This window comes from Synechococcus lacustris str. Tous (assembly GCF_003011125.1).
Lineage (GTDB): Bacteria > Cyanobacteriota > Cyanobacteriia > PCC-6307 > Cyanobiaceae > Synechococcus_D > Synechococcus_D lacustris.
Genome location: NZ_PXVC01000004.1, coordinates 89,704 through 100,118 on the forward strand (window position 1 = coordinate 89,704; position 10,415 = coordinate 100,118).

At 52.1% G+C, this 10,415-nt stretch carries 13 protein-coding genes and 1 other RNA gene; 6 read left to right on the forward strand and 8 right to left on the reverse strand.

The genetic code is table 11. From position 1 onward, the window contains the following. Window positions 1–35 precede the first annotated feature (35 nt). Window positions 36–296 (forward strand): DUF7219 family protein, encoded by a 261-nt coding sequence (locus tag C7K08_RS02080; protein ID WP_106498984.1) that lies wholly within the window; start codon window positions 36–38, stop codon window positions 294–296. Between the two features lie 48 nt (window positions 297–344). On the opposite strand, the gene clpP is transcribed toward C7K08_RS02080, so the two are convergent. Beyond that, the gene (gene clpP / locus C7K08_RS02085; protein ID WP_106498985.1) at window positions 345–935 is read right to left on the reverse strand and encodes an ATP-dependent Clp endopeptidase proteolytic subunit ClpP; all 591 of its coding nucleotides are present in this window, start codon (window positions 933–935) and stop codon (window positions 345–347) included. A 103-nt stretch (window positions 936–1,038) separates the two neighbouring features. On the opposite strand from clpP, the gene psb29 reads away from it, so the two are divergent. Next, window positions 1,039–1,704: a photosystem II biogenesis protein Psp29 gene (gene psb29, locus C7K08_RS02090; protein ID WP_241536968.1), complete on the forward strand. Its 666-nt coding sequence runs from the start codon at window positions 1,039–1,041 to the stop codon at window positions 1,702–1,704. On the opposite strand, the gene C7K08_RS02095 is transcribed toward psb29, so the two are convergent. Together C7K08_RS02095 and petN are read right to left on the reverse strand one after the other, a co-directional pair. After that, complete coding sequence (locus C7K08_RS02095; protein ID WP_133165140.1) at window positions 1,671–2,750, reverse strand: hypothetical protein; 1,080 nt, start codon at window positions 2,748–2,750, stop codon at window positions 1,671–1,673. The two genes, psb29 and C7K08_RS02095, sit on opposite strands and share 34 nt — an antisense overlap. Window positions 2,751–3,066: 316 nt before the next feature. After that, a complete protein-coding gene (gene petN / locus C7K08_RS02105; RefSeq protein ID WP_106499011.1) occupies window positions 3,067–3,168 on the reverse strand; it encodes a cytochrome b6-f complex subunit PetN in 102 nt (33 codons plus the stop codon). Window positions 3,169–3,245: 77 nt separating this feature from the next. Between petN and clpS the strand changes: the two genes are divergently transcribed. Further along, a complete protein-coding gene (clpS, locus tag C7K08_RS02110; RefSeq protein WP_106498989.1) occupies window positions 3,246–3,530 on the forward strand; it encodes an ATP-dependent Clp protease adapter ClpS in 285 nt (94 codons plus the stop codon). 9 nt (window positions 3,531–3,539) lie between these two features. Beyond that, a complete protein-coding gene (locus C7K08_RS02115) occupies window positions 3,540–3,815 on the forward strand; it encodes a DUF2103 domain-containing protein (RefSeq protein ID WP_106498990.1) in 276 nt (91 codons plus the stop codon). A gap of 34 nt (window positions 3,816–3,849) precedes the next feature. Here the strand turns inward: C7K08_RS02115 and ssrS are convergent. The 3 genes from ssrS to C7K08_RS02130 form a co-directional block, all read right to left on the reverse strand. Next, window positions 3,850–4,033: non-coding RNA, 6S RNA (ssrS, locus tag C7K08_RS02120), on the reverse strand. Window positions 4,034–4,048: 15 nt separating this feature from the next. Beyond that, a complete protein-coding gene (locus C7K08_RS02125; protein ID WP_106498991.1) occupies window positions 4,049–5,200 on the reverse strand; it encodes a 5-(carboxyamino)imidazole ribonucleotide synthase in 1,152 nt (383 codons plus the stop codon). A 12-nt stretch (window positions 5,201–5,212) separates the two neighbouring features. After that, window positions 5,213–6,013, reverse strand: coding sequence for a carbohydrate ABC transporter permease (locus C7K08_RS02130; protein WP_106499012.1), 801 nt, complete (start codon window positions 6,011–6,013; stop codon window positions 5,213–5,215). Window positions 6,014–6,169: 156 nt separating this feature from the next. Between C7K08_RS02130 and aroB the strand changes: the two genes are divergently transcribed. Further along, window positions 6,170–7,285 (forward strand): 3-dehydroquinate synthase, encoded by a 1,116-nt coding sequence (gene aroB / locus C7K08_RS02135; RefSeq protein ID WP_106498992.1) that lies wholly within the window; start codon window positions 6,170–6,172, stop codon window positions 7,283–7,285. Here the strand turns inward: aroB and C7K08_RS02140 are convergent. After that, a complete protein-coding gene (locus C7K08_RS02140) occupies window positions 7,275–8,426 on the reverse strand; it encodes an SAM-dependent methyltransferase (protein WP_133165141.1) in 1,152 nt (383 codons plus the stop codon). The two genes, aroB and C7K08_RS02140, sit on opposite strands and share 11 nt — an antisense overlap. Before the next feature lie 90 nt (window positions 8,427–8,516). On the opposite strand from C7K08_RS02140, the gene C7K08_RS02145 reads away from it, so the two are divergent. Then, window positions 8,517–9,269: a TPM domain-containing protein gene (locus tag C7K08_RS02145; protein ID WP_241536969.1), complete on the forward strand. Its 753-nt coding sequence runs from the start codon at window positions 8,517–8,519 to the stop codon at window positions 9,267–9,269. On the opposite strand, the gene C7K08_RS02150 is transcribed toward C7K08_RS02145, so the two are convergent. Further along, entirely contained in the window at window positions 9,266–9,943 is a 678-nt protein-coding gene (locus C7K08_RS02150; RefSeq protein WP_423218672.1) for an endolysin, read from the reverse strand. The two genes, C7K08_RS02145 and C7K08_RS02150, sit on opposite strands and share 4 nt — an antisense overlap. Window positions 9,944–10,415: the final 472 nt, after the last annotated feature.

Below are 10,415 nucleotides of genomic sequence, written 5' to 3' on the forward strand. Positions count from 1 at the left end.
AATAACTAAGCTTATGGCTTAATTTAATGACTCAGATGGGTTCCCCCTYAAACGATCCTATCCCTGAGGGGCAGGAAGGAACCCATTCCCCCCTGGAGGCATTCACTAACTACAGAGGCAAAGATTGGACGCCTGAAAGATTAGCTTTTCACCAAAATCTTGAGCAATTTGCAGAAAGAGTTGGCCTGATTGTTGCCCTACAAGGCAATGGCAAAGTAAGCCAGGAAGCGGCCTATGCCGAAATAAAACAAATCTGGAGCCAGCTGMGGGACAGCCACAAGAACTTAATAAATTAGTTTAATTTTATTTAACTTAGTTTAGCTTAATCAAGCAAACACATTTAATCATACGGCGTGAATGGGGCGTTGATCGATAACTTTATCAATCAAACCATAATTAACAGCTTCAACAGGTGACATAAAGAAATCACGATCAGTATCTTTTTGCACTCTTTCCAGCGGTTGACCAGTACGACTGGCCAATTCTTCATTAAGGCGTTTTTTAAGAAATAGTATCTCGTTTGCTTGGATTCTGATGTCAGATGCTTGGCCCTGGGCGCCCCCAAGGGGTTGATGAATCATGATTCGCGAATGCTGCAGGCTGCTGCGCTTGCCAGCTGCCCCAGCGGCTAACAAAAAGGCGCCCATGCTGGCGGCCAAGCCAACACATACGGTTTGCACATCTGGTTTTACATGTTGCATAGTGTCGAATATTCCAAGGCCGTCGTAAACAGAACCCCCCGGTGAGTTAATATAYAAAAATATATCTTTTTCAGGATCTTCCGCTTCCAAAAACAACAATTGCGCAACGATTCTATTGGCAGAATCAGAGGTGACGGGCTCCCCTAARAAAATAATCCGCTCACGCAGCAGCCGCGAATAGATATCGAAGGCGCGCTCACCCCGTCCCGAATCCTCAATAACGATGGGGATCATGGCRATTATCAAACGGTTCTTCAGATACTACTAACRGTGCCATGGCTGTCGAGCGCTATGGTCGCCCATAACAGAGGGGAATCCAGTGGGTGATTGCCAAACCGTGGCAGACAGCAAAAGGCGCTTCTTTGCCGCATATCCCAGGGTGATTCCTGGCCTCTACCGCCGGCTGGTGGATGAGCTCCTAGTGGAGTTGCATCTGCTTTCCCATCAGCAGGGTTTCGAGCCAGATGCTTTGTTCTCCCTGGGCCTTACCCAGGTTTTCGACAGTTTCACCAAGGGATTTCAACCGGAAGGTCAGCGGGAAAACCTTTTCCAAGCGCTCTGCTCCGCCACTGGCCTAAGCAATGAAGRCCTGCGGCAGCAAGCCGCCGCCCTAAAAGCTGGTATTTCAGCCCATGGTGAGCAGGAGATAAGCAATTGGCTAGCAAGCCGTGGSGAAGGGGCACCAGAGCCCCTAAAACTTGTGTTGCAAGGGGCAAACCGCAGCGATTTTCATTACTCGCGTCTCCATGCCGTGGGCCTGATGGCATTAATTCAAGAATTGAGCGGTGGCGATGATCAAGAGCCAGAGGCGCTGCGCAAAAGGGCCACCAGTGTTGGCGAACAGATGGGCYTGCAACAGGAAAAACTGGATAAAGACATGGGCYTATATGCCAGCAACTTAGAAAAAATGGCGCAGGCGGTGGAAATGATGGAAGAAACCGTTGCTGCCGTTAAACGCCGCCGGGAACGTCAATCAAGCAACAGTGAATCACCAGTTACCTGAGCTGCGCCCCCRGCCACTCCAGGCCGCCACTGGCCCCTAAGCAGCGTTGATCGCTTAAGCACCACGGGGAACTGCTCAGGCAGCAAGCCCCGTTGATCTAAAAGGCGGGGAACTGCCACAAGTTTWAGGCCAGCTGTTTGGCTGATCCGAGGCTTTGCCATTGCTTTCGGCAGGGGATCGGTGGGRGCRGCCCCTAAAACCACCAGCAACTCGCCAGTGGCAAGCCAGCGCCAGCCGGCCTGCACCCAGCCCTTGGAATTGAGCAAAAGGCTCACATTATTTTTATTTTCTAAGCGCATTTCTGTGGGCAGGTTGTTTTCCAAGCGSCTTAAAAGCTGTTGGTAATTAGCACGAACAGCATTATTTTTGGGGCGCAGGGCAATCCAAATGCTGGCTTGATAGGGGTTWTTGGCAGGATTGAATTGCAACTGCAGCTGAAAAGGGCTTTGCAACAGGCTCTTTTCAGCTGYGCCATCCAAGAGAGGAGCCAATAGGGGAGCCAAAAGGGGCGCCAAAGCATCGCCCTGTARGAGCAATGGCGCTGGGCTTTGGGGCCAAGTGGGCTCAGCTCCTTGTTCAACCAACTTGGTAGACCGCAAAACAGMATCCCCACCCCTGGTTTGGCCCCACCAGCGCCTACCTTCGAGCTGCAGGCAACCCTGCTGGAGAGGCACYARTAATGGAGACCAATTAGCGGCGATTGCCACTAGGCCCGAACCACTCCAAAAGATGCCCGGGTTTACCCCATCTAAGGCCGCGCAGCGGGGGCTATKGCGCAGTCCCCTTGGCTTCTCCAACAATTGCTTCAAGCTCTGAAAACCCAAGGCGTCTGCTGCAACCACCCGATAGGGCCCCCAACGCAAACTTAAGGGCACAGCATCGGCTTCTTTACCTGCCCGCACAAGCAATAAAGGCGCCGCGTCGCCGTGGGGGCCCCATATCTGTAGCCAGGAACCACTGCCGTTCCGCCATAGTTTTYTAGCTAGGCCCTCTGAGAGCCGCTCTTTCCATAGTTGTGGTGGCGGCTGCAGAGCTTGAATAGGCAAGCTCTGGGCTAAAGATGCTTGGCTTAAAAGAGGATTTAAGTTYCCCTGCTGSGGTTTTGGAGCTGATAGCAGAAGGGTAAAAGCGCCTACAAAAGGCAATAGGGMAACACCAAAACTGGCCCTCAATTTTTGCCAGATCGGCGARCAGCTGCGGAGGTAGTTGCTGCCGAACGACGCCGTTTGTCTTTCCATTCCATTGCAGAAAGGTAAACAACACCCCCACTAACAAAAATAAGCAGCAGGGCTGCAACTGCAGCYAAAACCGAGTTGAAGGTTAGATCGATCGGTAAATCAAGCATTGCACCCAAAAGGGTTTCTAGAAATTGATTGAACCATCACCATTACGACCCCAAACCACCATGGCGATCGAGAAGGTGAAGGTTGCTGCTAGGGCAGCCCATCCCAGGGTGATCAGCACGGAGGATTTTTCAGTTARAWCAACTCTACCTAAAGGGCCGCGCAACGGAGCAGAATGGAGCTTTGCTTGTAGCGGCATTGGCCTATAGCAGCCCCCAAAGSAGCGTTTTACTGGAACGAGCCCCCTATCCCACCTATAAAGTTGTTGTACTGAATGATGAAATAAATACTTTTCAACACGTTGTTGATTGTCTTGTGAAATACATCCCAGCGATGGGSCCCGATCAAGCCTGGGCCCTAGCCCAAGAAATAGATAGCGCCGGTAGGGCAGTGGTGTGGGTTGGGCCGATGGAACAGGCGGAGCTGTATCACATGCAACTCGGTGCGGAGGGCTTAACCATGGCCCCCCTCGAGCAGGCCTAGGGAATTTTTGTGGGCCGACTCGTTATCACCCACAGCACCTATCTGGATGGCTTGATTCCCCTCCTGAAAATTTTGGCGAATGATCCCGCCATAGACACAATCACCCCGGCGGTTATCTGCCGCGTGAAAGGCCGTTGCGAGGGATTGAAATTAAGGGTTTCCTGTGGCTTAAAAGGTGGTCACAAGGTATTAGCCCGCAGGGGTAGCAGCGCCCAGGAGGTTTTTATTGTTACCCAAATGAGTAAAAGTGAAYTGCARCAACGCCTAGAGCAACTAAATAGATAAACTAATTTTTAAAAAAATTCATTATTAGTAAAAGGGGTGAACCGCCAGGCCGTGGAGCCCTCAGTCTTCGACCTGGAAGAACCAGAAGGGAGAGGAAAGCGGGGTTTCATTTCCGGCTACAGGGCCGGTATACGTCACCTTCGCGACACCACTCCCATGTCGAAAAGGGAGTCAGATCAGAACACTGGAAAGGGCAAACACCAACGCAGCAGTTCGRRGCGAATCTAAGGCTTTCAGGCCGGGTTGGGCCAGATCTGCCTCACCGCGGCYAATAATTCCATCGCTTCCCTACGGCGCAAACCAGCATCAAGGCTATGGAGCAGCAGGGTTACATGACCCAGCTTTCTGCCCGGCCTAGATAAGCGCTTGCCATACCAATGCAGRTGCGCTTGGGGCAGGGCCTGCAACAAATTGCGCTGCTCTTGATAGGTGCTGTTGGATTCCTCAAAGCCAAGCAAGTTCACCATCAAGGCACCGGGAACCACAAGGGCTGAAGARCCGAGTTGGCGATCGGCSAGCACATTTAGTTGTTGGCAAAACTGACTGGTGCCACAGGCTTCAATCGTGTAATGGCCTGAATTGTGGCTGCGGGGGGCCAACTCATTCACCAGCAACCCCTGGGGGGAAAGGAAAAATTCAATCGCTAACAACCCCACATAGTTCAAAGCGGTAACAATCGAAACCGCCATGGAACGGGCCCTTGCTTCAACCCCATGGTTCACSTCAGCTGGGGCCAGAACCCATTCGCACTGTTGGTGTTGTTGATGGGTTTCAACTAAGGGGAAAACACTGATTTGGCCTGCTTKATTGCGGGCAACCAAAATGGCCAATTCCTTTTCATAGTTCACCATCTCCTCCACAATCCACAGGCGGCGATCCACCCGCATCAGCAATGCCTCAAAAGCAGCACGATTAAGTAACTTTTCAGTGCCRCGTCCGTCGTAACCACCACAGGTGGCCTTAGCCATCAAGGGAAAATCAAGATGGTTTGGCAGCTTCCCGCCAGAACTCACCACAGCTTCTAATTCACACCAGCGGGGGCTTGGCATATTGAGCCGATTTAACAAATTGCGTTGGTGGCGTTTGTTAACCACTTCAGCTAACACCTGGGCAGATGGTTGAAATTCAATCCCCTTTTCCTCCAAAGCCTGCAGCGACTCGATATCAACCCACTCATTTTCAAAAGCGATGCGCCTGCAGCTAGWGGCCAATTGAGCGGTGGCAGCAGCGCTTTCAGATGGTCCAAAAACCGCCGCCGCCGCCARKGCAACGGCAGCATCTCCRGGGTCTGTGGCCTGCAAATGCAGTTCCAAATCCATGGCATGGGCCGCCTCTGCAAGCATTCCCGCCAGTTGACCGCTACCAACTATCCCAATTGGCTCCAAAATCAGTGCAGCTCAATCTTGCAATTTAGGCAAGCCACTGCCCTTTAAGCCCTGTTGCAACAAGCTGAGCAGCAAAACAACCAGAAAAAGAGCCAAGCCAGCAGCGCAGGCATAGCTGATGTCTAATTCCTGAAATGCCAAGTCGTATACGTAATAAACAACMGTGCGGGTGGAATCCGCGGGSCCCCCTTGGGTTAARAGAAAAACCTCCTCAAATACCTTCGTTGCTGCGATGGAGGAAATAACTGCTACCAGGGCAACATAGGGCCTCATCAARGGCAAAGTTATATCCAGATGTTGGCGCCAACCGCGGCTGCCATCYAGTTCTGCTGCTTCATATAGATCCTTAGAAATACCCTGCAAACCCGCCAAGAAAATAACCATGTAATAGCCAATACCCTTCCATAGGGTTACAAACATCACAGCTATCAGGGCAAGCTTTGGATCACTTAAAAAACCAATTGCTTTGTAATTATTGCCAAGCAAGTATCCAGCCCAGCCATTCAACAATCCGTTTTCTGCRTATATCCAGCGAAAAGCGATAGCTGCCACCACAACAGATACCAAAACCGGTGTGTAAAAAGCTCCCCGTAACCAGTGGATCCCAGGCAGGGCACGATTTAGCAGCACCGCCAAACCAAGCGAACCAGCAACCATTGGCGGAACCACCCCYAACAGATAGAGAAAGGTTGTGCTGAGCACCTTTAAAAAAAGTGGGTCTGTGCTCAACCGCCGCAAATTGGCCAAGCCGATGAATTGCAGCGGTGCATCCAAATCAAGGCCCGTGCGGGTAAAACTCATCACTAACGCCATCAGCGCTGGCACCAGTACCGTTAGCAACACCACTGCAAGGGCTGGTGCCACAAACAACCAAGGAAGTAGAGGCGATCTCTTCAAGCATCAATCCCTTAAGCCCAGCCATTCTGGGCCAAAAGGGCCATACATTCAGCATTGAAGGAGTGGCGCCCCATGGAAGCTGAAGCAACCCTTGGCAAGGTTTTGGTTGATCTCGGCGCAAACTCCTACAGCATCCAGATCGGTGCAGSTGGAATTGATCAGCTGGGCCAAGAACTWAGCAAGCTGGGTTTTGGTTTGGGCTGCCGCATCCTGGTGGTGAGCCAGCCTGCCGTTGCTGATTTCTATGGGGAGCAATTGCTAAAAAGCCTTAATAGCGAAGGATTTTTGGCAGAGTTAATGCTTTTGCCGAGCGGAGAAGATCAAAAAACGCTTGGCTCCATCACTGAAATCCATAACAAGGCCTATCAATATCAATTGGAACGCAGCTCCTTGATCGTTGCCCTTGGCGGTGGTGTGATCGGTGATATGGCTGGATTTGCTGCAGCCACATGGCTACGGGGTATTGCCGTTGTGCAGGTGCCCACAACTCTGCTGGCGATGGTGGATGCKGCMATTGGCGGCAAAACCGGGGTAAACCACCCCGGTGGCAAAAATCTGATTGGCGCTTTCCACCAACCAAAACTGGTGTTGATCGATCCCAACACGCTCCGCACCCTGCCGGAGCGTGAGGTGCGGGCAGGTTTAGCGGAAGTTATTAAATACGGAGTAATTGGCGATCCAGTGTTATTTGAAGCCCTTGAACAACATCAWGATCTGGCTGATCTTGATGCCATTGGGGARAATTTRTTGCTGCTGATTTTAAAAAGGTCGGCTTCGGCAAAAGCACGGGTGGTAGCTGCCGATGAGCGGGAGGGCAATCTGCGGGCAATCCTTAATTACGGCCACACCCTTGGCCATGTGGTTGAAACCCTCACTGGCTATGAAAAATTTCTGCACGGAGAGGCGGTGGCCTTGGGAATGCTTGCCGCTGGYGAATTAAGCCTTCAACTTGATTTATGGACCGCCGCAGAYCAAGAACGTCARCGCAGTTTGATCGAACGCTGTGGTTTGCCCCTTMAAGCACCACGCTTTGATAACGAGGATGTGCGTAATTGCCTGCTTCGYGATAAAAAAGTTAGTGCTGGCAGGGTGAGATTCGTGTTACCTAATTCAATTGGAGCCGTTGAAATTCGCAACGAYGTGCCCCTTGARATGGCTTTGATGGCACTTCAAAGCATCAGCTCCTAGAAGCCAACAACTCCYCCATGCTCGGCAAGCCAGGGGTACCAAGTTGCAACCACCAGAAGCCGCCCAATTGATATGGGTCGGTTAGCCGTTGGTATTCCTCCCGGCGWGCCARGCGCCAGGAGAGGCTTTCAGCRCCTGGRGCAGATAGCTCAGCCCAGCAAGTTCCAAGGCCTAAACGCAAAAGGGCCTCCCCTTGCAGCACCGAGCCCAGCCAATTCCAGCCACTGCCGGGGGCAAGTTGTTCMAGCAAAGTGGTGCACACATGGGCGGTGATATCCCAACTGCCAGGTTCTGCCAATAATTCGGGGCTAGCTAGCTGGCCCCGGTAGGCAAGCAAGGTGCCYCCATCTCGATGGGGGGAGTAGTAGCGCTGGGCGGGGTGGCCGTAATCAATTGCTAAAAGCCAACCCTCATCGATGCTTTGCCGCACCAGCTCCAACCAGGGCTCAAGGCTCGAGCACCACTCACTGCACCAGCCTTCAGGCCTMCCCCCCCCATCCATGGCCAAGCCGAGGCTTGCCAATTGGCTTTGGATTTTGGGCTGCAAAACAGCACCGCGTTGCCATTCAAAATCAGCTTCTGCATTTAGCCCCACCTCAAGGCCATGCCATCTGCCTTGATGCAGCACAAATCGATCTACGGGCAGGGCATCCAGCAGTTCATGGGCTACAACAACAGCTCGCCTAGGGGTTTGCTGCAGCTGCTGGAGCTCTGGCCAATGGCATCGAATGGGGCAATTTTGCAGGGTTTGCTGYTGGCGCTGGCGCAGGGGAGCGTTCAACTCCAGCAAAAGGATCTCCAAGCGGGGCAACCAGGGGGGATTAGCAGCCACAAAACCCTGGGCAAGCTGCTGCGCGAATAAGCCATCACCGGGKCCCCACTCGATCAGRCTGAGGGTTCCAGGTTGCTCAGCTAACAAATCAAAACAAGGCAGCAGTTGCTTCAGCAGGTGATCAGCAAGGGCTGAACCCAGGTATGGAGCCGTAACAAAATCGCCGCGGCTGCCAAAGCAACAGCGCCCACTGCCATAAAAACCGTKTTCTGGATTATTTAGAAGCCAATCCATCACCAGCGAAAACGAGGCGCTGCCGCCTTGTTCAACGAGAAGCTGCTGGAGCCCTTCACGCGAATCAACTGCCACAGCTTTGCCTGGTATCGATGACAATGCGTTCTACTGCGTTTTGATCCTGTGGCTTGTAGATGGTTRCTGGGGCTGATGGTGTGCTGCCTAATGGCTTTTATGCCAGTGGATCCAGCCATGGCCTACAACAACGCCGATCTACTGCCTGATCACCCCACACCCGTAATCGATCTTGCCAAGGCGCTCACAGATCAGCAACGCCAGCAGTTAGAGAGCGAACTTGATCAATTTGAAGTGGATAGCGGTTGGAAATTGAGGGTATTAACCCAATACGATCGCACCCCTGGCTTGGCGGTTAAGGAATATTGGGAGTTAGATGAGCGCAGCCTTTTATTGGTGGCAGATCCCCGYGGCGGCAATCTGCTTAATTTCAATGTTGGTGAAGCATTATTTGCATTAATGCCCCGCACCTACTGGGTGGAACTACAAACCCGTTTTGGCAATCAGTATTACGTGAAAGACCACGGCGAGGATGGGGCAATCGTTGATTCCTTAGCGGCGGTGGAGCTTTGTTTAAACAGGGGTGGCTGCCAAGTAGTTCCCGGTTTACCTGAGGAGCAATGGCTACTAACCTTTGCCACATCTGTGCTTGGCGGACTGGTGGCTGGCTTTGCCGCCTACCCAAGGAAAGAAGGAACAATTATCGCCTGGACCTGGCTGCTGCTGATGGCGCCACTCTGGCTGCTGCTGTTTGCWTTATTTGGCCTTGCACCAATTCTTACTCGAACCTCCGATTTTGTGCCGCTCGTTAGCAACTGCGCTGGCTTTATTGGCAGTGCCCTCACGGCCTATTTAATTGCGCTTAAAACATTGCCTAAACCAGGAACCACAAAAGCAAGCTAGAAACTTTTTAAGGCACAATCCAAACTGCTRTCGGWGCAATTTTGGTTTTCCAGGGGCACTGTTTTTGCCAGCGGCACACGCCCCTGCAGSCGGGCAAGGTTGGCTTCATARAAGCGTTGCAGTTCGGTTAGGCGCTTAACCGGCTGTCCGTAGTAACTAGCTCCCCTGAGGGTGGGGAAGGAAGCCCATTCMGGRGCCAACTTGGCWGCCAATTCAGCGSTGAGRATGCCCTGATCAGCCAGATGCAAGGCGCCCCGCTTTTGGATTAGGAACAATGCCGCCTGRTCTTGAACCTGGGGGTTGAAGCCAGCTAGCCCCATGGCCCGCACCACCAGCGACCAGGTGGCAGGCATGAATTGGTAGGCACCTGCGGCGGCACTGGCGTAGCCACKGGTGTAGTTAACCCGATCCGGGTGGCGATCGAGGGAATTCATTAAGCTGCCGCCRAACATCACCCGATAGCCCAGGTCTGCCCCTTCCTTCCAGGTGCCTTCTGCATAACGAATCGTGTTGAGCAGAGCGCGGCGTTCGGCTGTGATCGCAAAAAAGCGCTGAGGGCTTGGGAAACYAGGCAGCTGCAAACGGGGCAGGGAGAACTGAGCAATTTCTGCAGGCTGCTCAGTTTTCAGCTTMATCTCTGCYGCCGAWACGGCCTTGGCACCCCAAGGAGCCAAAAGAGAAGAAGCTAGAAAAACTAGAAATAATTTTTTTTTGCCGCTCACGAGTTCTTTTCAGAAACGGACTGGGTGAATATGGCTARGAATTAGAYAAACAAKAATATACGCTGGCCAGATAATAAATCGTCCACCAATCATTGACAGGGGAAATTTGCGTATTCGTTTATACAAATGAAGTGGTTTATGTGGAGAAACTAATGCTAATTATTTGCAAAACTTTCTTATCTATGAAAACCTATAAAAGCAGTTGAGGATTGATGTTTGCCGTGTGGCTTATGCATTTTGCACATATTTTTTAAGTTAAAAACTYAAGCAGATAGCGGGCYGCCTCAATTTCRCCGCCTRGGGCTAAGGGCCCCTTGGCTGGGGGAATTAGGGGCTCATCCAGCTGCCATTCCCCCTTAAGAAAGCTTCCACGGCTCAAGCAACGGTGCCATCCATGGTTTCGAAGCCCCTCCAACAACACCTC